Raw genomic sequence first — 20,528 nt, forward strand, 5'->3', positions numbered from 1 at the left:
GACCCTGCGGTGCATGCGCGGCAAGAATCGGGATGGCCTGCAGGCAGGGATGCCGGGACGAAACGCGGTTCGATGTTCCAAGCGCCGTGGCGACCGCCGCGCGTGCATCCATGGGGAGAGATTGCCTTGCAACGACGCGACTTCCTGGCCCTCGGTGGCCTCGGTCTGGGCGGCCTGGTGCTGCCATCGGTCTTCGGGCGCGCCATCGCCGCCGAAGAACTGCTCACCACGATTGATGTCGTCACCAAGAAGCGCCTGGCCGATGCCGCGCTGCAGGCGGCGACCGGTGCCGGTGCCAGTTACTGCGACGTGCGCATCGGCCGTTATCTGCGGCAGTTCGTGATGACCCGCGAGGACAAGGTCCAGAACGTGGTCAACACCGAATCGACCGGTGTGGGCGTGCGGGTGATCGTCGACGGTGCCTGGGGCTTCGCCGCCACCAACACGCTCAGCGACGACAGCGTGGCGGCGGCTGCGCGTCAGGCCGCCGCCATCGCGCGGGCCAATGCGAAGATCCAGACCGAGCCGGTGCAACTGGCCGCCGCGCCGGGCGTGGGCGAGGTGTCGTGGCGCACGCCGATCCGCAAGAACGGCATGGAAGTGCCGATCAAGGAGAAGGTGGACCTGCTGCTGGGCGTGAACGCCGCGGCGATGGGGGCAGGCGCGAGCTTCGTCAATTCCACGCTGTTCCTGGTCAACGAGCAGAAGTATTTCGCGTCCACCGACGGATCCTACATCGACCAGGACGTGCACCGGATCTGGACGCCGATGACGGTGACCGCGATCGACCAGGACAGCGGCAAGTTCCGCACCCGTGCCGGCCTGTCCGCACCGATGGGCATGGGCTACGAGTACCTCGACCGCGATGCCGGGCAGAAGTTCGTCTCGCCCAACGGCGTGGTCAACTACGGCCTGTCCTACGACATGCGCGAGGACGCCATCGCCGCGGCGCGCCAGGCGCAGGAGAAGCTGCGCGCGCCGTCGGTGACGCCGGGCCGCTACGACCTCGTGCTGGACCCGTCCAACCTGTGGCTGACCATCCACGAGAACGTCGGCCATCCGCTCGAGCTCGACCGCGTGCTCGGTTACGAGGCCAACTACGCCGGCACCAGCTTCGCCAACCTCGACCGTCGCAACGAGCGCTTCCAGTACGGCAGCGACATCGTCACCCTGTTCGCCGACAAGACCCAGACCGGCAGCCTCGGCGCGGTGGGCTACGACGACGAGGGTGTGGCGACCAAGCGCTGGGATCTCGTCAGCGACGGCCGGCTGGTCGACTTCCAGACCATCCGCGACCAGGCCCACATCCTCGGCAAGACCGAGTCCGACGGCTGCTGCTATGCCGACTCGTGGTCGAGCGTGCAGTTCCAGCGCATGCCCAACGTGTCGCTGGCGCCGGGCCGCACGCCGCTGTCGGTGGCCGACATGATCAAGGACGTCGAGAACGGCATCTACATCATCGGCGACGGTTCGTTCTCCATCGACCAGCAGCGCTACAACGCGCAGTTCGGCGGCCAGCTGTTCTACGAGATCAAGAACGGCGAGATCACCGGCATGGTCGAGGACGTGGCCTACCAGATCCGCACGCCGGAATTCTGGGGCGGTTGCGTGGCGATCTGCGACGAGAGCGACTACCGCCTGGGCGGCTCGTTCTTCGACGGCAAGGGCCAGCCGAGCCAGGTCTCGGCGGTCTCGCACGGCTCGTCCACGACGCGCTTCAACGACATCAACATCATCAACACCGCCCGCTCGCTCGGCTGATCAGGAGACCCGCAGGACATGACCATCTATACCGAAGAGCAGGCGCGCACCCTCCTGGAGAAGGTCGTCGCGCTGTCGACCGCCGACGAGTGCACCGCCACGTTGAACGGCTCGCAGGACGGCAACATCCGCTTCGCGCTCAACAACGTCTCCACCAGCGGCCTGGTGAGCAACGTGGAACTGGGCGTGCAGGTGGCGTTCGGCAAGCGCGTGGGCACGGCGACCGTCAACGAGTTCGACGACGCCTCGTTGGAGCGCGTGGTGCGGCGTGCGGAGGATCTCGCGCGTCTGGCGCCGGAAAACCCCGAGTTCATGCCGGCCATCGAGAAGCAGACCTACCGGCCGAGCCCGACCTTCAGCGAATCCACCGCGGCAATCACCCCGGAGTTCCGTGCCCAGGTGGCGGCCGATTCGATCCTGCCGTGTCGCAGCGAGAACCTGGTCGCCGCGGGCTTCCTGCTCGACGGCCAGAACTTCACCGCGTTCGCCAATTCCAATGGCAACTTCGGCTACCAGCAGGGCACCAACTTCAACTACACCTGCACCGTGCGCACCGCCGACGGCCAGGGCTCGGGCTGGGTGGGGCGCAGCGTCAAGGACGCCAGCGACTTCCAGGCCGAGCGCGACATCCGCGTGGCGATGCGCAAGGCCAGCGAGTCGGCGGAAGCGCGCGCGCTGGAGCCGGGCAAGTACACCGTGATCCTGGAGCCGCACGCGGTGGCCGGGCTGGTGTCGTTCATGATGCGCTTCTTCGACGCGCGCATGGCCGACGAGGGCCGCAGCTTCCTGTCCAAGCGCGGCGGCGGCAACAAGCTCGGCGAGCAGGTCTACGACCCGCGGGTGAACATCTCCGCCGATCCCTGGCATCCGGACGCGCCGGTGATGCCGTGGGACGACGAGGGCCTGCCGCGCGAGGCGATGCCGATCATCCAGGACGGCAAGATCGCCAACCTCAACTATTCGCGTTACTGGGCCCAGCAGCAGGGCCGGCGCGCGACCGGCCGTCCGGGCAACCTGATCATGGCCGGCGGCGATGCCTCCACGGCGGATCTCGTGGCCGGCACCGAGCGCGGCATCCTGGTCACCCGTACCTGGTACATCCGCATGGTCGATCCGCAGACGGTGCTGCTGACCGGCCTGACCCGCGACGGTACCTTCTACATCGAGAACGGTCGCATCGCGCATCCGGTGAAGAATTTCCGCTTCAACGAATCGCCGGTGATCATGCTCAACAACATCGACGAGCTGGGCCGGCCGATTCGCGTGGCCGGCGACGAGTCGAGTTTCGTGATGATGCTGCCGCCGATGCGGTTGCGGGATTTCACGTTCACCTCGCTGTCCGACGCGGTGTGAGGGCTGGGGCTGCCCTCATCCGCCCTTCGGGCACCTTCTCCCGCAGGCGGGAGAAGGGAACGGGCCACGGCATGTTGGGGGCTGCCCTCATCCGCCCTTCGGGCACCTTCTCCCGCAGGCGGGAGAAGGGGCAAGGTTGCGGCCGGGCGTGCGGCCCTTCTCCCGTTCACGGGAGAAGGTGCCCCGAAGGGGCGGATGAGGGCGCTCTTCGCGCGTCCGCATCGCCTCACCTCATCGCCCCATGAACCGCGCCCAGTTCCTGCGCGCGCTGCTCGGCGCGGCCGCCGCGCTGGCATTGCCGGCCGCGGCCCGTGCCCAGTCCGGTAACTACGACTTCCGCTTCACCCGCCTGCGCTACCAGTCCGGCAACTGGGACGTCGATGCGCGCATGCCGTCCAACGTCATCACCTCGCTGATCGACTACACCAGCCTGCGCGTGGATCCCGAAGAGCACGTCGTGGACCTGGCCGATCCGGAGATGCTGTCGGCGCCGTTCTGCTACATGGCCGGGCACAAGCTGGTCGAATTCGATCCCGCCGAGCGGCGCAACTTCGAGCGCTACGTGCGCAACGGCGGCTTCGTCTTCGCCGACGACTGCAACCACGATATCGACGGCCTGTTCGCGCGGTCCTTCGAAGCGCAGTTGGCCGACATCTTCGGCGACGCCGCGCTGCGCAAGCTGCCCAACGACCACGCGATCTACAACAGCTTCTTCCGCTTTCCAGACGGGCCGCCGACCACGAGCTTCGAGCTCAACGGCTGGGGCGACGATCTCGTGCACGATTACCTCAAGGGCATCGAGATCGACGGCCGTCTGGGCGTGCTCTACAGCAACAAGGACTACGGGTGCGAGTGGGACTACGACTGGCGTAACAAGCGCTTCCTGGCCGAGGACAACACCAAGTTCGCGGTCAACATCGTCGTGTACGCGCTGACCGCATGAGCCCGACCCTGCAGGCCCCACCCCCGTCGCGGCCGTGCCCTGGGCATCGGTTGCCTTCCGTCCGCCTCTGACGCCGGCGCCACGTTCTTCACTCTCCACGGAATTCCGCCATGACCGCCACCCCCACCGAAGCCGATCTCGAGGCCCATCGCGCGCGCCTGGATGCACTGCGTGCGGCGATCGGGCAGGCCATCGTCGGCCAGACCGCGGTCGTCGAGCAATTGCTCACCGCGCTGCTGGCCGGCGGCCACGCGCTGCTGGAGGGCGCGCCCGGCCTGGGCAAGACACTGCTGGTCCGGACCCTCGGGCAGGCGCTCTCGCTCGATTTCCGGCGCGTCCAGTTCACACCCGATCTGATGCCCAGCGACCTGCTCGGCACCGAACTGCTGGAGGAGGATCACGGCACCGGCCACCGCGCGTTCCGGTTCCAGCGCGGCCCGGTGTTCACCCACTTGCTGCTGGCCGACGAACTCAACCGCACCCCGCCCAAGACCCAGGCCGCGCTGCTCGAAGCGATGGCCGAGCACACCGTGAGCTATGCCGGCACCACCTACGCGCTGCCGGCGCCGTTCTTCGTCCTGGCCACGCAGAACCCGATCGAACAGGCCGGCACCTATCCGCTGCCGGAGGCGCAGCTCGACCGGTTCCTGCTGCACATCGCGCTCGACTACCCGGACGAAGGCGAAGAGCGCGACATCCTCGCCCAGACCACCGGCACGCGCAGGCCGGAGATCCCGCAGGTGATGGGTGCCGAGGACGTGCTCGCGTTGCAGGCCTTGGTGCGCGACGTCCACATCGGCGACGACCTGCTGACCTGGATCGCGCGGCTGGTGCGCGCGAGCCGGCCGGGCGACGCGGCACCGGAGGTCGTGCGCGAGTACGTGCGGTGGGGCGCAGGGCCGCGTGCCGGCCAGTCGCTGGTGCTGGCGGCGAAGGCGAGGGCGCTGCTGCACGGGCGTCTGGCGGCCACGCGCGAGGATGTCGCGGCATTGGCCGCGCCGGTCATGCGTCATCGTCTGCTGCTGTCGTTCGCGGCCGAGGCCGAGCGCAAGCGGCCGGACGACGTGGTGGCGGCGCTGCTGCAGGCGGTGCCGTTCGACGCCGTGCGGCCTGCCGCACGCTGATCCGCGCGTGATGTCGTGATCGCCCTCGATCCTGCCCTGCGCGCCCGCCTGCGCGGCCTGCGGATCACGCCGCAGCGTGCGTTCGCACGCGCGGGCATGGGCCAGCATCGCGGGCGCGAGCGGGGCACGGGGCTGGAGTTCTCGCAGTACCGGGCCTACGAGCCCGGCGACGCGCCGAAGGCGATCGACTGGAAGCTCTACGCGCGCAGCGATCGCCTGTTCGTGCGCGAGGCCGAGCGCGAGAGCCCGCTGACGGTGTGGGTGCTGATCGATACCAGCGCCTCGATGGGCCAGGCCGACGAGGAACGTCCTGCGTTCGCGCGCCTGGATGCGGCTCGCCAGCTCGCATTGGCGGTCTGCGAGCTGGCGATCGGGCAGGGCGACCGGGTCGGGTTGCTGTGCGTCGGGCGGGACCGCATCGACGGCGCGCCGGCGGGCGCCGGCCCGCGACAGCGTGATCGTGTGCGATTGATGCTCGATGGCCTGCAGGCGGGAGGCGGCTGGCCGGACGCCGCACGCCTGTCGCAGGTCTGGGAGCGGATCGCTGCCGACGATCTGGTGCTCGTGCTCGGCGACCTGTTCGAGCCGGCGAGCGTGGCCCTGGCCGAACGATTGGCCGCGGCGCGCCGCGAGGTGCTGGCGATCCAGCTGTTGACGGTCGGCGAGCGCGATTTTCCCTATCGCGACGGGCGACGTTTCGTCGAGCCCGAGACGGGCGAGGCCGTGCCCGGCGACGGCGCGGCCTTGCGCGAGGACTTCCTCGCCCGGTTCGGTGCGGCGCAGGGCGCGCTCGTCTCGCGTCTGGACGCGGCCGGGATCCGCTACGCATCCCACGTGCTCGATGCCCCGCTCGACACCCCGCTGCGGGCGCTGTTCGCGCAGGGGCGCGGCTGATGCCGACGTTCCTGTCGCCGATGGGATGGCTGGCGCTGGCGGCGTTGGCGATTCCGCTGCTGGTGCATCTGGCGCGGCGGCAGACGCTGGTGCCGACGCCGTTCGCGGCATTGCGCTGGTTGAGGCCGCGCGCGCGACCGCGGCGGCAGGTGCGCTGGGACGAATGGCTGCTTCTGCTTCTGCGGCTGTTGCTGCTGGCGCTGTTCGCGGCATGGCTGGCGCAGCCGGCGCTGCAGCGCGGGGCGCCGCCGGAACGGTGGGTGATGCTGGCACCGGGGATCGATCCGCTGGCGCTGCCGGCGCCGGGCGACGGCGAGACGCGACGCTGGCTCGCACCCGGATGGCCGGTGGTCGATGCCAGTGCTGGTCCCAGCGCCGGCGCTGCAGTGCCGCCGGGCACGGCGGGCGCCGAAGCCGGCGTCGGGACGCTGCTCAGACAGCTGGACATGACCCTGCCGGCCGGCGCATCGCTCGTGGTGCACGTGCCCGATCCGCTCGTCGGTGCCGATGCGCAGCGACCGCAACTGTCGCGCGAGGTCGAATGGCGGGTGATGCACCGGGTCATCGGTTCCGGCGACGACGGCGGCCGTTCGAGCTTGGATGACGATGCGGCTGTCGATGCGGTGGCCGCAGGCGATCCCGGTATCGGCATCGGCGAGCGCGACGCTGCGCCGACACGGCCGCCGCCGCGGCTGGCGATCCGTCACGATGCCGCGCATGCGGGGGCGGTGCGATATCTGCGCGCTGCGGCGGAGGTCTGGCAGGCGGAGATCGCGGCGACGATGTCCACCGGCGCGGACATGGCAGCGGCAACGGGCCGTCGGGGTACGCCGGCAAGGGACACCGCGACTCCGATGGCGAGTGCATCCGATGCGGCCACCGCCAACGAGTCCGCCGACGGCGAGCGCGCCGGCAGCCAGCTTTCCGAAGGCGAGCGTTCCGACGGCGCCGCAGTCGAAATGGACATCGTGCAGATCGCCGATACCGGCGTGGACGTGGCCGGGGGTGCGGACGCCGTGCGCGACGCGATCGCCCCCGCGCTGCCGGCGACGACAACGCTCCTGGCCTGGCTGGTGGCCGGCCCGGTCCCGGACGCGGTCCGCGACTTCGTGGCAGACGGCGGCACGGCGTTGCTGGCCGCCGATGCGGACTGGCCGGGTCTGGTGGATGCGCCGCCCGTACGGGATCCCGTCGGCACCCTGCAGGCGACAGCGTTGCGCCACGGGCGAGGGCGGGTAGTCGGACTCGGCAACGCGTTCGATCCGGCCCTGTGGCCGGGCCTGGTCGAGGCCGATTTCCCCGATGTCCTGCGCCGTGCGGTCGATCCGCCGCCCGCACCGACGCGGGCGCCCGCGGCGGATTACGCACCCGTTGCCGGCGCTCCGGCCTGGCCGATCGGCTGGCGGGATCTGCGCCCGCCGCTGTGGTGGTTGATCCTGGGCCTGCTGCTGGCCGAACGCTGGTTGGCGACCTCGCGACGCCGGAGCGCGTCGCCGTGAGCGTCGTGGGTCTGAGCAACATGTTGGCCACGGTGCGTACGCGCATCGCGCTCGATGCGTTCGCGACCGGATTGCCGCTGGTGGTACTGGTGGTCGTGCTGGGCCTGCGTGCGTGGGGTGCGGCCGGCGCGCCGGTGGCGCTGGCGATCGCGGCAGCCGGATCGGTGCTCTGGATACGGCACCGGGTACGCCGGTACGACGCCGCCTGGCTCGCGGCGACGCTGGATGCGCGACGCCGCGACCTCGACGACAGCAGTGCGCTGCTGTTCGCGGATACGGCGTCGCTCGGTCCGCTGCAACGGCTCCAGCAGACGCGTCTGCGCACGCGCCTGGCACAGCGTCCGCTGCCGGACCTGCGGCCTGCGTGGGCGTGGCGGACGTGGATGCTCGCCTGGCTCGGCGCCGGTTGCGTGCTGGCGCTGGTGTGGCTGTGGCCCGTGATGACGGGAGCGCGCGGCACGCAGACGACACCCGTCGCCGCTCGCGGCAACGCGACGACGACACCCGCACTGGAGAGCGCCACGCTGGACATCCAGCCGCCGGCCTACACCGGCCTCGATGCGGAGGTCGCGCACGGTCTCGATGCGAAGGCGCCGGCCGGCAGCCGCCTGCGGTGGCGGTTGGCGGTCTCCGGACGGCCGGAGACCGTGGCGCTGGCGTTCCTGGATGGTCGCCACGTACCGCTGGCGCTGGATGACGGCGTCTGGACCGGAACCGAGATCCTGGAGACCTCGCAGCTCTATCGGGTCCGGATCGCCGGCGCCGAGGACGCCGGCGCGCCCCTGCACCGCCTCGATGCGGTGGCCGACAGCCCGCCGCAGGTGCGCGTGCTGGTGCCCGAAACCACGCTGCAGCTGCGCACCGACGGACAGCGGCAGTGGTCGCTGGTCTTCGAGGCGCGCGACGACTACGGCGTCGCCGCGCAGGCGCGGCTGCGGATCGTACGGACCGAGGGCACCGGCGAGAACCAGACCTTCCACGACCACGTACGCACCCTGAGCGGCGAGGGGCCGGCCCGGCAACGGCGTTTCGCGACGACGCTGGACATCGATGCCTTCGGCCTGCAGCCGGGCGAGGATCTGGTCGCCCAGCTCGAGGTTCACGACGGGCGCCGCCCGCAGCCGCAGGCCGGGCGCAGCCCGAGCGTGATCCTGCGCTGGCCGCCGCCGGCATTGCCCGATATCGACGGTCTGGAGGGACTGGCGCGCGACATTCTGCCGGCCTACTTCCGCAGCCAGCGCCAGATCATCATCGATGCCGAAGCGCTGCTGGAGGCGCGTCCGACGCTGGCGTCCGAACGCTTCGCGGATCGCTCGGACGCGCTGGGCGTCGACCAGCGGCTGCTGCGCCTGCGCTACGGCCAGTTCCTGGGCGAGGAGTCGGAGGGCGCGGCGCGCCCGCCGCCGACGGCGGATGCGCACGACCACGACCGGGCGCACGAGGCGCCGCCGCCGCGTCCCTCGGTGTCCCCGGGCGGCATCTTCGCCGACGGCTCGGATGCGCCGCCGGAGCGTCCCGCCGCCGAGGTCGCTGCGCACGACCACGCGCATGACGCGGCCAGCACCGCCGGCACGGCGGAGGGCGCACACGACCACGACGACCACGACCACGACGACCACGATCACGACGACCACGATCACGGCGACCACGATCACGGCGACGGTGCCCCGGCCGACGGCGTGTTCGGCCGGGCCGGCGACGTGGTCGCGGCGTTCGGTCACACCCACGACCTGCCCGAGGCGGCGACCCTGCTGGACCCGAAGACGCGCGAGACCCTGCGCAGCGCATTGCGCGAGATGTGGCAGTCGGAACTCCACCTGCGCCAGGCGGAGCCCGCACTGGCCCTGCCGTACGCCTACCGCGCACTGGAATTCATCAAGCAGGTGCAGGAGGCGGACCGGATCTACCTGCCTCGGCTGGGATCCCGCCTGCCGCCGATCGACGAGAACCGTCGCCTCGGCGGCGACCGCGAAGGCCTGGCCTCGCGGCCGTTGGCGCCATTGTCTTCGGTCGAAGCGGCCGCTGCGCCACACACGGCCTGGCGGGCACTGGCCGACGCGCGCGACACGGACATCACGCCGGTGCTGGACGCGCTGCAGGACTGGGTGCGAGACGCCGGCACGCGGCTGGACGATCCGCTGGCGGTGGTCGCCGCGATCGACGGCGTCCGCCAGGATCCGGCCTGCACATCGTGCCGGGACACGCTGCGCGGCCTGCTGTGGCACGCGATGCCGCGTCCTGTCGGCGGGATCGCGCCGCGCGCCGTGGATGCGGCCGGTGCGCACTATCTGCGTCGCCTGCAGCAAGACGACGGCCTGCCGGACGAACGCGCACGGGAGGGCGCGCCATGATCGCGTCGCCCGCGTTCGCGACCACTGCCGGCCTGCTCGCTGTGCTGGCCGTGGCCGCCTGCATCCGGATCCTCCTGTGGCAGCGGCGGGCGCCGCGCGCCGAGCGATCGGCGCCGTGGCGGCTGGGTCTTCTGCTGCTCGCGCAACCGGCTTGGGCGGTCCTGCTGTTGCTCGCCGTGCATCCGCCACGGCTGCCGCCCGCTGCGGGGGCGATGAGTGTATTGACGGCCGGTGCGACCGCTGACGATCTGCCCGACGGCCCGGCCGGCCGTGTGGTGGCGCTCCCGGAGAGCGGCGACACGGGCGGGCATGCGGGATCGACCATGACGGCGCCGGCCACGGTGGCGCGGATGCCGGATCTGGCGACGGCCTTGCGGCTGTACCCGGAGACGCGCGCGCTGCACGTCTTCGGCGACGGCCTGGAGCAGCGCGACCTCGACGCACTGCCGCGGACGACGTTGCGGTTCGTGCCATCCGTGGCCAGGCCCGGTCTCGGCGACCTGGTCGTGCCGACGTCTCCGGTCGCCGGCGATATGCTTCGGCTTCAAGGGCATGCGCTGGCGCTCCCCGGTGGCCGGGTGGAGATGCTCGATCCGGCCGGCGTCCGGGTCGATGCCGCATCGCTCGCCGACGACGGCATGTTCGGTCTCGATGCGCCGACCTTCGTCGAAGGGCCGGCCACGTTCACGCTGCGTCTGCTGGACGCCGAGGGCGAGGTTGTCGAGGAAGCCGGGCTGCCGGTCTGGCTGGCGTCGCCCGCGCGACCGCGCGTGCGCCTGCTCGCTGGTGCCGCCAATGCGGAGAGTCGGTTCCTGCGCCGTTGGGCGACGGATGCCGGCCTGCCGGTCGCTGCCCATGTCGCACTCGGCGCGGGACTGGGTCTGGGCGAGGGGCCTGCCGTGCCGTCGCGTGCGGACCTGGACCGGACCGATGCCCTGATCGTCGACCTGCGTGCGTGGCAGGCGCTGGGAGCCGGTGGCCGGGCGACGGTACTGGCCGCGGTGGAAGCGGGGCTCGGGCTGGTGGTGCGCATGGACGGTCCCGGCGTCCCGGCGGGGTTGTCCGATGCGATGTTCCGTATCGAGGCCGCGCAGGGCACGCAGCCGTGGCCATGGACGTTGCCGGCTGCGCCGGATGCCGATGTCCTGCGCGCCCGGCTGGGTCCCGGCAGCGAGGATGCCCCGTTCGATCCGGAGCAGGCCCGCGCCGCACTCCCGCCGCTGTCGTTGCGCGATCTGCGCGTGTCCGGGCACGCCGCCGTACCGCTCGACGCGGGCGATGTCTCCACCGCGATGGCGCCGTTGGGCTGGTGGCGCGGACGCGGTGCCGGCCGGGTCCTGCTGTGGCGTCCGCAGGACACCCATCGCCTGGTATTGCTGGGTCGACCGGACCTGCATGCCGACCTCTGGCGTACCGCCGTCGGCACGATCGCGCGTTCGCAGCCGACGCGACCGCCCAGGATCCAGGCTCCGGCATTCGAGGACGAGCGGGTCGCGATCTGCGGTCTCGGCGACGAGGCGAGTGTCGAGGCACCCGATGGCCGCGTTTCGCCCCTGCCGATCGAGCGACGGCAGGGGGCCGGGGATGCCTGTGCAGGCTTCTGGCCGCACGGGCCGGGCTGGCATGCGGTGATGGAAAGGGGAGAGGTCGTCGGTCGCTGGTTCGTCCACCCCAGCGACGCGTTGCCCGGTGTACGGGCAGGTCTGCGACGTGCGCGTACGGCGGCGGTCGCCTGCGACGGCGCGACGTGTGTCGAAGCCCCGGCCGGAGGTGAGATGCACGCCCCGTCACCGCGTGGCCCGGCCTGGCCCTGGTGGCTCGGCTGGCTGGCGCTCTCGGGCGTGTTGTGGTGGCTGGAACGCAGCCGCCTGGGACGCCCGGCGGTGTCGCCGTCGGGCTGACGCACAGAGGCGCCATCTGCCTGCAGGTCGAAGATGCAAGGCCTACACTCGGCGCCTGGAAACGAAAGGAATCGCGTCATGGCGTATCCGCGCAGTGGCCATCGCCGCCGTACCGTCCGACCGTCCGATGTCGGCAATCCGCTGGTGAAGCGCGCATCGCCAGCGTCGGGCACGCCACGAGCATCCATCCGCGCCGACGTCGGTGCGGAACGGCGGTCCAGGGCGTCCGGCATGGTGACGGCGAGACGCACGCCGGCGATGCTTCTCGGCGTACTGCTGCTGGCAGCGTGCGGCCGAAGCGCCGACATGGAGGGCGGCCCGGGTGCGGGTGGCGTCGCTGCCGATTCGACCGAAGTCGCCGGGCAACGCGCGCGGTCGCCCGGGGCAATGCTGGCCTACGAGCACGACGTGGGGATCACCCTCGCCGATGCCGAGGTGCTGACGCGCGCCGGCGACGTGCGGGCGGCGTGCACGGCTGCGCGGTTCGGCGCGTGCACGGTGCTGGGCGCCTGGGAGCAGGGCGGTGCACAGCGTTCGGCGTCGCTACGGATGCGCATCGTGCCGGAAGGCGTGGAGCCGCTGGTCGCGCTCGCGTCGGCCGGCGGCGACATCGGTTCCCGCAATACCCGTGCCGAGGATCTGGCCGTCGCGGTACGCGACAACGCGGTGGCCCAGGATCGCCTGCGCCGTGAGCTGCAGCGTCTGGGCGAGTTCCAGGCGCGATCCGATCTTTCGGTTGCCGACATGATCGCCTTGTCCGAGCGCATCGCGACCGCCGAGGCCGAACAGGAACGGGTGGAGCAGGAGAGTGCGCAACAGCGCCGACGCATCGACACCGAGTTGCTGACGATCCGGTTCCAGCCGCCGCACGGCCAGCGCGGCCGTGGAGAGATCGGACGCGCGGTTCGCGAGTTCGGAGCCACCTTGGCGACGGGAACGGCGTGGACGATCCGGGCCGCCGCGTTCCTGATCCCCGTGCTGATCGTGGTCGGCCTCTGCACCTTCGCCGTACGCCGGCTGCGGCGTCGACGTCGGAGCGTTTGACCGCGCCGTCCCGTCGTCAGATCTCGTCGTCCTCGTCGTCCTCGAACTCGACCAGTGCGCCGAGCTGGAAGGCGAGTTCGTCGACGGCTTCGCGGACCTTGCGCGCGGTGGCGGCGTTCGGCGCGTCCACTTCGATCTCGTGCAGCTTCGGGCCTTCCTCCTCGGCGAGGCCTGCAGAGCTGGAATCCTCGTCGTCCATGCGCGGCATGAGGTCGGCGATTTCCTCGACATGTTCGATGCCGTCCAGGCTCTGCAGCAGATTCATGATGCCGCGGACGGCGTCGTCTTCGCCGGTGATACGGATGCGGAGCATGGGCATGTCGGGACCACCGTGATGAAGTCGGCTGCAGGCTATGCGCGGCTGCATCAAGCCGGTGTGACCGCAGACGGCGACACGGGCACGCGTGCCGGCTGCGGCAGATCGCGCATGGCGGCGCCCACGGCGTGCCGGAGCATGGCGGGCACGATGTAGTGCTGATGTACGCCTGCGATCGCCGCCAGGTACGCATGGCCGAACGCGTTCGTACACTGCACGCGGTTGGCCATGCCGACGCGGACGTGCCCACCGGGGTCGATGCGGACATCGATGCTGCAGCGGAAGGCGAGGTGGCGGTCGTCGGCGCCGAGCAACACTTCGGCGTATCGGCCGTCGGCGGCGGCGCGCTGGGCCAGCACCGGGAAGCGGCCGGCGAAGCGCTCGACCTCGCCTGTGCCGAGCAACGAGGAGACCGGACACCCCAGGGGCGAGGTCCGCAGGCGCAACGGGCGCACCAGCAGGTTGCGTGCGCGCATCAAGCGGCTGACGCCGCGGGGTGGGGATTCGACGAAACCCGCCAGGACCCGGGCGAGCAACGTCTCGGCGCCTGGCGGCGCATGCGCGTGCGGGGCGGCCAGCGGCAACGGGAGTTCGACGCGGTCCTGATGATGGTGGCGAGGCAGTGCCGTCGCCAGCAGGCTGTCGGCGGGCAGGGTGGTCGCGCGATGCAGGCGATCGCCAGGTCCGGCGGCGACGCCGTCACGCCCGCCTGCCCGCGCCTGGGCGCCGCAGCGGTATCGGCCCATCGCGCGTCGCCAGACGTCGCGCACGCGCCGGCCCCAGGCCGTCTCGCGCGCATCGAGCGCGAGACGCGTGGTCGGGATCGCGGCGAGGGCGGCCGGATGCGCCTCGAGCCACGTGCGTACGGATGCCGGCAGCAACTCGGTGAGATCGGGAATGCGGGCATCGCCTGTGGCGGCATGGGCATGCAGCCGGGGGTCGTCGAGGCCGTCCAGCTCGTCGGGATGGACCGACAGCGCGAACAGCGCGGGATGCCGGCTGTCGACCCGGGCCGGCGCGAACTGGTGCCAGACATCGCCGCCGAAGCGCACACAGAACAGGGCATCGGGTGGGATTTCCACTTGCGTCAATGCGTTCGCGAATGCGCCGGGCGCTTGTCGCAGGCAGGCATCGTCAACGCTGGCGAAGCGCAGCAGTGCACCGCCGCTGCCGGAGACCGCGGTGAAGACGCGGCGTCCGCGGTGGCGGTGGAACGGGTGGCCGCCGCGATCCACCGCAAAGGCGTGCAGCGCGCTGTGGTCGCCTACGTCGGCATGCATGTCGCCCAGCCTGACCGTGGGCTCGTCCAGCGCATCCACGAAACCGGCATGCCGGCGTTGCCGGGCGCCGGCCTGGGCGCACAGCGCATCCCCGGCACCTGCGCCCAGCTGTGCGATCAACCGGACCTCCACCGGCGCCCCACCGGTGCGGGACGGCAGCAGAAACGAGGGGAAGCCGGAAACCGTGCCTGTGTCCACGCCGGACGCTCCTCTAGTCCCTGGGAACGGCCGCTTTCGCCGTCTTCGCAGGCCTGGACGGGCCGACCGCGCGCCGGCGCGCCTCGCGCTTCAAGGGACCGGCGCCCGGGCAGATCTCGAAAGCGAACCCGGACAGCGCATTGACCAGGTTGTCCGGCACCAGCCGGTAATGCACGAACTGGCCGCGCCGTTCGGCATCGACCAGGCCGGCATGCTCCAGGATCGACAGATGCCGGGAAATCGCCGGCGCGCTCATCTCGAAGCGCGCGGCGATCTCGCCGGCGGTCAGTTCCTGCGCCGACAGGTAGGCGAGGATCTGCCGGCGGGGCAGGGAGGCGAGCGCTTCGAAGACGGCACTGACGCTGCTCATTTGTCTAATTCAATAATTAACTAAATTGTTAAGTTATGGCGTCGCAGGAGACGTGTCAACCGGAGGCGATCCGGTGCCCGTGCTCGAGGCACACGATCCCGGGCCAGCGATCCAGGGCCGCGATTCGCAGGGGCATGATCGGGCTCCCTGATCCGGGATCCGCGATCGGATTCAGTGCGTTTCGCGGGTGCGCTCGTACAGCACGACATCCTGGTCGTGATAGCGCGCCTCCCCGAACGGGTGATACCCGGCGCCTGCGGCGACCCGCTGCGAGGGCAGGTTGTGCCGTCCGATGCAGCAGACGCTGCGCGCGCCGCCGGAATGGCGGGCATCGAGCCAGGCATGCGCGGCGCCGACGGCCTCGGCCGCGATGCCACGCCCGTGTGCCTGCGTGCGCAGGATCCAGCCGGCTTCCGGCACGCCGTCGAAGCGCGGCCCCAGCCCGCGGTGGAAGTCGGCGAAGCCGGTTTCGCCGAGAAACGCGCCGCTGTCGCGCTCGATGATCGCGAACAGCCCGTAGTCCAGTGCGTGCCAGTGGCCGATGTAGCGCAGCAGCCGATTCCATACGTCCTCGCCCGACAACGGCGCGCGCCCCATGGGTGCGAGCACCGCGGGATCGGCGAACATCGCATGCAGCGCGTCGAAGTCCTCCAGCCGATGCGGGCGAAGATGCAGCCTGGCGGTGTCGATCGTGGCGGCGGCCGCGCTCATCCGGCAGGCGTCCGGACCGGCAGCGGCACATTGCACAGGTCGATGTGTCCGGCCTTGCGCAGATACCAGTCGTCGCTGCGGTTGCGGCGCGCTTCCACCACGGCGTCGAACAACGGGGTGTCGGTGCGCAGCACCTGCAGCGGCGTGCGGGCGTCGGCCGCAACGTCCGCTGCCAGCCGGATCGCGCGGATCGGGGTGGGCTGTGCTTCGCCTTCGAGGAAACCCAGCGGGCCCGTGCCCCGCGGCAAGGCGCTCAGCAGTTCGATGCCCTGCAGCACGCGGCCGACCTGGGTGATGTTGCGGTCGAGCTGGCGCGGGGACTGCCCGATCACCACGTACAGTTCGGTGCCGTTGCTGGAATCGGCCTCGGCGCCGCGTCCGGCTCCGAGCACGCCGTAGCAGTGCGCCATCCACGAAACGCCCGCGTCCGCATCGCGCGCGGCCGGAAACCCGTCGACGAACCCGACCTCGGCTGCCCAGCCGTCCGCGTCGGCCAGCGGGTGGAACGCCAGACCGTCGCTGGCGCGCTCGAACTCCGCGGGCAGGTGGTCGCGCGCCTCGCCAAGCGGCTTGGGCGGCGCACCGTCTTCGACATTGGCGCCGAACTGCGCCACGAAGTTGTCCTGCACCCGGTAGACGGTGGTGCCGTCCCAGAACGCGCCGCGTGCCAGTGCGCGAATGTTGGCGACATGCTCGGGTGCGAACTGCGGCGCCAGCTCGATCACCACCCGGCCGGCGTCGAGATCCATGTACAGGAGGTTTTCGGGATCGGGTGTGCGCCAGTCGCCGGGCTGGGAGGCGTCGAGCAGGGCCTGCATCGTCGGCGCGGGCGGCGGCGCTTCGGCGCTCGCGATGCCGGCGATGCCGACGAGGACAGCGGTGGCGCCCAGAACGGACAGGGTGGTGGCATGCATCGTGATCGGGCTCCCCGGGGTTGAAACCCGATTCTCGCCCGAACGGCGCATCGGGGCGACGGTTCGCCGGCATCCGTCGCGCAGGCCGCGGCTTCATCCCGCCGGTCCCGTGCGGGCGGAGGCGCACCTTGGTGGCGACGCACCCGGCCACAGTCGCTCGGGATCGAAGACCCTGACCTCCGGCACATCCACTAGTGCGAACTTGGCACTAGTATCGACCCCAACATAGCCATGCCGGGTTCCACCGCCGCCATGTCCGCCTACGAGTCCGCCATCGACGTGCAGTTGCGCAAGTTCCAGAAGGAACTCAGCGCCGGCACCGTGTCGCTGGTGCTGCTGGCGGTGCTGGCTGGTGCCGAGGCACCGATGTACGGCTACCAGATCGCCAAACAGCTCGAGGCGGTCGGCGAGGGGGTGTTCGCCGGCAAGCAGAGCGCGCTGTACCCGGTGCTGCGCAACCTGGAGGCGGCCGGCTTGCTCGACAGCCATGTCGAGCCGTCGGTGGCCGGGCCGCCGCGCCGTTACTACCGGATCACGCCGGCCGGCCGCGACACCCTGGCGCACTGGATGCGCGCCTGGGCGGCCACCCGGCGTTCCGTCGATACCGTCCTGAGGGGAGTGAAGCCATGAACGAGCACCGCCTGCCGACCACGATCCCCGAGTACCTCGCCCACCTGCGCCGTGCGCTGGAAGGCGCGGACCCGGCGATGATCCAGGACGCGCTGTACGACGCCGAGGAGTATCTGCGCTCCGAACTGGCCGAGCACCCGGAACGCAGCGAGGCCGAAGTGATCGCCGCGGTCGCCTCGAGCTACGGTGCGCCGGACGAGGTCGCCGACATCTATCGCGACACCGAGGTCAAGGTGGAAACCGCGCTGCGGGCGCCCAAGCCCGCGCCGCGCGATTCCTGGCTGGGGCGCTTCTTCGGCGTCGCGGCCGATCCGCGCGCCTACGCATCGCTGTTCTACATGATCCTGACGCTGGCGACCGGCATCTTCTATTTCACCTGGGTGGTGACCGGCCTGTCGGTGTCGCTGGGGCTGGCGGTGCTGATCATCGGCGTGCCGTTCGTGATCCTGTTCTTCGGCTCGGTGCGCATCCTGTCGCTGGTGGAAGGGCGGCTGGTGGAGGTGATGCTCGGCGAGCGCATGCCGCGGCGTCCGCTGTATGCGGTGCGCGGGCGCGGCATCGTGCAGCGTATCGGCGACATGTTCACCGACCCGCGCACCTGGAGCACGCTGTTCTACATGCTGCTGATGCTGCCGCTGGGCATCGTGTATTTCTCCATCGCCGTGACCCTGGGCAGTGCGTCGCTCGCGATGCTGCTGGCGCCGCTCGCACTGCTGCCCGGCGTCGAATTCAGCGTCTGGCTGTTCGGCCTCGACATCGCCCGCGACGCCGCCTGGCTGCTGCCGCTGGTCTCGGTCGTCGGTGCGTTGCTGCTGTTCGTGACCCTGCACGTCGCGCGGACGGTCGGGCGAGCGCATGCGCTGCTGGCCAAGCACCTGCTGGTGAAGACGGCGCAGTACGCGTGAAACCGCCGTCGATGTGGCGCTGGTTGCCGCTGTCGCTGGGTGCGGTGCTGATGTTCGCCGCGCTACCCGCTGGTGCCGTGGAGGACACCTTCATCTTGCCCGAGGCGGGTGAACGGCATGCCGCATTGGCGTCGCTTTCGGATCAGGTGCTTGCGGCGCATGCCCGCCTGCAGGTGACGCTGACCGACAGCAACCTGGCGCATCTGCGCGTGACCGCCGGGCATTCGTCCGACGCGGTCGCCTCGATCGAGGCGATGATCGAGCAGGCCCGCGGCGACGGAGACGAGACGCGGGCGCAGCGCTGGATGCCCTATCTGGTGTACGCGCGCGCGGCGCTCGCGGATGGTGCGCCGGGTAGCGCATATGCGGAGGCGTTTCGCGCGGTGTTCGAGCCCTTGGACGACCTGCAGGCGCAACGGACCGCGTCCTGGTTCGTCGCCGACGCTCCGCGCGCCCGCGAAACGCTGGCCGGGTCGTTGGCCGCACTGCAGGGCCGGACGGAGGTGTCGCTGGAGGAGGCGCTGGATCTCGCGCGCCGGCAGGCGTTCGTCGAGGTCTTCGAGGCATCGGCCACCCTGTCGCCTGCGTTGATCGCCCAGGACGAGTCGCGTCGCTACCTGATCGACGACCAGGTGCTGATCAGGACGCCGTCGGGCGCAACGCTGTCGGCGGTCGTCGTGCGCGGTCGGGAGGCGGTGGCGGCGCAGCCGGCCGCGATGCTGTTCACGATCTACACCGATCCGGTCGCCAACCGGGCGATCGCGCTACGTGCCGCGTCACGCGGTTACATCGGCGTCGTCGTGGATGCGCGTGGAAAACGACTGAGCGAGGACGACATCCGTCCCTACGAGACCGAGGCCGACGACGCCACGGCGGCCATCGAATGGATCGCCGCGCAGCCGTGGAGCGACGGCAGGGTCGGCATGTACGGGGGAAGCTATTCCGGCTTCGCGGCGTGGGCGGCGACCAAACGCATGCCCGCCGCACTCAGGACCATCGTGCCGTACGTGGCCGCGATCCCGGGACTCGGGTTGCCGATGGAGAACAACGTGTTCCTTTCGGCGAACTACGCATGGCCGTTCTTCGTGGCCGGCAGCCGTCTGCTCGAGACGGAGACCTACTCGGATCGGGCGCGGTGGCAGGCATTGCCGGAGGCCTGGTACTCGAGCGGGCGTGCGTACCGTGAGATCGACCAGGTCGACGGCACGCCGAACCCTTGGTTGCAGCGGTGGTTGTCGCACCCGTCCTACGACGCCTACTGGCAGGCCATGGTCCCTCAGGGCGACGAGTACGCTCGTATCGACATTCCGGTGCTGACCATCACCGGTTACTACGACGACGGCCAGATCTCCGCGCTCCATTTCTTCAACGAGCACCTGCGCCACCGCCCGGACGCCGAGCACTACCTGCTGATCGGCCCGTACGACCACTTCGGCGCGCAGGCGTCGTCCAAGCAGCAGTCGCTGCGTGGATACGCGATCGACCCGTCGGCCCAGTTCGATACCGAGGAGGTGACGTTCGAGTGGCTCGATCACGTGCTGCGAGGCGCTGCGCGGCCGCAGCTGCTGCGCGATCGGGTGAACTACCAACTCATGGGTGCGGATGAATGGCGACACATCGCCTCGCTTGGTGCGGATGTCACCGTCACCGACTTCTTCCTTTCGGGACATGCAGCGGAGGGACTGCATCTCCGGCAGGAGGCGCCACCCGGACGTGCCTGGCTGACGCAACACGTCGACCTCGCCGATCGCAGCACCCGGCAACACGGCTACTACCCCGATCCCATCGTCCTCGAGCGGTTGGAGTCCGGCAGCGGATTCGCGTTCGCCAGTGCGCCGTTCGAGGCCGCGACCGACGTGGTCGGTACGTTTTCCGGCGAGCTCATGGTGCGCACCAACAAGCAGGATTTCGATTTCAGCGTGTCCTTGTACGAGGTGCGGCCGGATGGCAGCGCGATGCAACTGTCCTACTACGTCGGCCGCGCCAGCTATGCGCACGACATGTCCCGTCGCCAGCGTCTGGTGCCCGGGGAGTGGACCTCGCTGCCGTTCGCCCGTACCCGGATGACAGGGCGTCGCATGCCGGCGGGAAGCCGGCTGCTGGCGGTCGTGGACGTGCTGAAGGACCCGATGCATCAGGTCAACATGGGCACGGGGGGGGACGTCAGCGACGAGTCCGTCGCCGATGCAGGGGCGCCGCTGCGCGTGGAGTGGCGCAACGACAGCGTGCTCAGGGTGCCGCTGCGGGCCGCCGAACCTTGAGCGTGCCGATCGACACCGCGCGCAGGGCCCGAGGCCTGACCCGGCCCGCGGATCGCGCTATGGTGCCGGTGCC

At 70.7% G+C, this 20,528-nt stretch carries 17 protein-coding genes; 12 read left to right on the forward strand and 5 right to left on the reverse strand.

The window, feature by feature from the left end; translation table 11 throughout:
- Window positions 1-126 precede the first annotated feature (126 nt).
- The 9 genes from RG19_RS04115 (at window position 127) to RG19_RS04155 (ending at window position 12,870) form a co-directional block, all read left to right on the forward strand.
- Window positions 127-1,761: a TldD/PmbA family protein gene (locus RG19_RS04115; protein WP_058834160.1), complete on the forward strand. Its 1,635-nt coding sequence runs from the start codon at window positions 127-129 to the stop codon at window positions 1,759-1,761.
- A gap of 18 nt (window positions 1,762-1,779) precedes the next feature.
- Window positions 1,780-3,114 (forward strand): TldD/PmbA family protein, encoded by a 1,335-nt coding sequence (locus RG19_RS04120; protein ID WP_058834161.1) that lies wholly within the window; start codon window positions 1,780-1,782, stop codon window positions 3,112-3,114.
- Between the two features lie 241 nt (window positions 3,115-3,355).
- Complete coding sequence (locus tag RG19_RS04125; protein ID WP_058834162.1) at window positions 3,356-4,057, forward strand: DUF4159 domain-containing protein; 702 nt, start codon at window positions 3,356-3,358, stop codon at window positions 4,055-4,057.
- Between the two features lie 110 nt (window positions 4,058-4,167).
- Window positions 4,168-5,181, forward strand: a complete 1,014-nt coding sequence (locus RG19_RS04130) for an AAA family ATPase (protein WP_058834163.1) — start codon at window positions 4,168-4,170, stop codon at window positions 5,179-5,181.
- 18 nt (window positions 5,182-5,199) lie between these two features.
- Window positions 5,200-6,075 (forward strand): DUF58 domain-containing protein, encoded by an 876-nt coding sequence (locus RG19_RS04135; RefSeq protein ID WP_058836399.1) that lies wholly within the window; start codon window positions 5,200-5,202, stop codon window positions 6,073-6,075.
- Window positions 6,075-7,574 (forward strand): BatA domain-containing protein, encoded by a 1,500-nt coding sequence (locus RG19_RS04140; protein ID WP_058834164.1) that lies wholly within the window; start codon window positions 6,075-6,077, stop codon window positions 7,572-7,574. The genes RG19_RS04135 and RG19_RS04140 overlap by 1 nt, the downstream gene beginning before the upstream one ends.
- Entirely contained in the window at window positions 7,571-9,925 is a 2,355-nt protein-coding gene (locus tag RG19_RS04145; RefSeq protein ID WP_058834165.1) for a hypothetical protein, read from the forward strand. Before RG19_RS04140 ends, RG19_RS04145 begins: the two co-directional genes overlap by 4 nt.
- Entirely contained in the window at window positions 9,922-11,826 is a 1,905-nt protein-coding gene (locus RG19_RS04150) for a hypothetical protein (protein ID WP_058834166.1), read from the forward strand. Before RG19_RS04145 ends, RG19_RS04150 begins: the two co-directional genes overlap by 4 nt.
- A gap of 231 nt (window positions 11,827-12,057) precedes the next feature.
- A complete protein-coding gene (locus RG19_RS04155; RefSeq protein ID WP_058836400.1) occupies window positions 12,058-12,870 on the forward strand; it encodes a DUF4349 domain-containing protein in 813 nt (270 codons plus the stop codon).
- Between the two features lie 16 nt (window positions 12,871-12,886).
- On the opposite strand, the gene RG19_RS04160 is transcribed toward RG19_RS04155, so the two are convergent.
- The 5 genes from RG19_RS04160 to RG19_RS04180 form a co-directional block, all read right to left on the reverse strand.
- Window positions 12,887-13,189: a hypothetical protein gene (locus RG19_RS04160; RefSeq protein WP_058834167.1), complete on the reverse strand. Its 303-nt coding sequence runs from the start codon at window positions 13,187-13,189 to the stop codon at window positions 12,887-12,889.
- 47 nt (window positions 13,190-13,236) lie between these two features.
- The gene (locus RG19_RS04165; RefSeq protein WP_058834168.1) at window positions 13,237-14,664 is read right to left on the reverse strand and encodes a DUF2867 domain-containing protein; all 1,428 of its coding nucleotides are present in this window, start codon (window positions 14,662-14,664) and stop codon (window positions 13,237-13,239) included.
- 13 nt (window positions 14,665-14,677) lie between these two features.
- The gene (locus RG19_RS04170; RefSeq protein WP_058834169.1) at window positions 14,678-15,034 is read right to left on the reverse strand and encodes a metalloregulator ArsR/SmtB family transcription factor; all 357 of its coding nucleotides are present in this window, start codon (window positions 15,032-15,034) and stop codon (window positions 14,678-14,680) included.
- A gap of 171 nt (window positions 15,035-15,205) precedes the next feature.
- The gene (locus RG19_RS04175; protein ID WP_058834170.1) at window positions 15,206-15,745 is read right to left on the reverse strand and encodes a GNAT family N-acetyltransferase; all 540 of its coding nucleotides are present in this window, start codon (window positions 15,743-15,745) and stop codon (window positions 15,206-15,208) included.
- The gene (locus tag RG19_RS04180; protein ID WP_058834171.1) at window positions 15,742-16,659 is read right to left on the reverse strand and encodes a peptidylprolyl isomerase; all 918 of its coding nucleotides are present in this window, start codon (window positions 16,657-16,659) and stop codon (window positions 15,742-15,744) included. The genes RG19_RS04175 and RG19_RS04180 overlap by 4 nt, the downstream gene beginning before the upstream one ends.
- A gap of 231 nt (window positions 16,660-16,890) precedes the next feature.
- On the opposite strand from RG19_RS04180, the gene RG19_RS04185 reads away from it, so the two are divergent.
- From RG19_RS04185 to RG19_RS04195, 3 genes are read left to right on the forward strand one after another with little or no spacing between them, the layout of a single operon-like run.
- Complete coding sequence (locus tag RG19_RS04185) at window positions 16,891-17,289, forward strand: PadR family transcriptional regulator (RefSeq protein WP_425599685.1); 399 nt, start codon at window positions 16,891-16,893, stop codon at window positions 17,287-17,289.
- Window positions 17,286-18,194 carry a sensor domain-containing protein gene (locus tag RG19_RS04190; RefSeq protein ID WP_058834172.1) on the forward strand — a complete coding sequence of 303 codons (909 nt, stop codon included), beginning with the start codon at window positions 17,286-17,288 and terminating at the stop codon, window positions 18,192-18,194. The genes RG19_RS04185 and RG19_RS04190 overlap by 4 nt, the downstream gene beginning before the upstream one ends.
- The gene (locus RG19_RS04195) at window positions 18,191-20,455 is read left to right on the forward strand and encodes a CocE/NonD family hydrolase (protein WP_157515151.1); all 2,265 of its coding nucleotides are present in this window, start codon (window positions 18,191-18,193) and stop codon (window positions 20,453-20,455) included. Before RG19_RS04190 ends, RG19_RS04195 begins: the two co-directional genes overlap by 4 nt.
- The last annotated feature ends 73 nt before the right edge of the window (window positions 20,456-20,528 follow it).

The sequence above is a fragment of the Luteimonas abyssi genome (assembly GCF_001482195.1).
GTDB classification, from domain to species: Bacteria; Pseudomonadota; Gammaproteobacteria; order Xanthomonadales; family Xanthomonadaceae; genus Luteimonas; species Luteimonas abyssi.

Excerpts from the sequence above, each read along its gene's own strand:
- RG19_RS04120 (WP_058834161.1), top strand. The coding sequence starts at position 1,780 with ATGACCATCTATACCGAAGAGCAGGCGCGCACCCTCCTGGAGAAGGTC.
- RG19_RS04125 (WP_058834162.1), top strand. The coding sequence starts at position 3,356 with ATGAACCGCGCCCAGTTCCTGCGCGCGCTGCTCGGCGCGGCCGCCGCG.
- RG19_RS04130 (WP_058834163.1), top strand. The coding sequence starts at position 4,168 with ATGACCGCCACCCCCACCGAAGCCGATCTCGAGGCCCATCGCGCGCGC.
- RG19_RS04140 (WP_058834164.1), top strand. The coding sequence starts at position 6,075 with ATGCCGACGTTCCTGTCGCCGATGGGATGGCTGGCGCTGGCGGCGTTG.
- RG19_RS04150 (WP_058834166.1), top strand. The coding sequence starts at position 9,922 with ATGATCGCGTCGCCCGCGTTCGCGACCACTGCCGGCCTGCTCGCTGTG.
- RG19_RS04155 (WP_058836400.1), top strand. The coding sequence starts at position 12,058 with ATGGTGACGGCGAGACGCACGCCGGCGATGCTTCTCGGCGTACTGCTG.
- RG19_RS04160 (WP_058834167.1), bottom strand. The coding sequence starts at position 13,189 with ATGCCCATGCTCCGCATCCGTATCACCGGCGAAGACGACGCCGTCCGC.
- RG19_RS04170 (WP_058834169.1), bottom strand. The coding sequence starts at position 15,034 with ATGAGCAGCGTCAGTGCCGTCTTCGAAGCGCTCGCCTCCCTGCCCCGC.
- RG19_RS04175 (WP_058834170.1), bottom strand. The coding sequence starts at position 15,745 with ATGAGCGCGGCCGCCGCCACGATCGACACCGCCAGGCTGCATCTTCGC.
- RG19_RS04180 (WP_058834171.1), bottom strand. The coding sequence starts at position 16,659 with ATGCATGCCACCACCCTGTCCGTTCTGGGCGCCACCGCTGTCCTCGTC.
- RG19_RS04185 (WP_425599685.1), top strand. The coding sequence starts at position 16,891 with ATGCCGGGTTCCACCGCCGCCATGTCCGCCTACGAGTCCGCCATCGAC.
- RG19_RS04190 (WP_058834172.1), top strand. The coding sequence starts at position 17,286 with ATGAACGAGCACCGCCTGCCGACCACGATCCCCGAGTACCTCGCCCAC.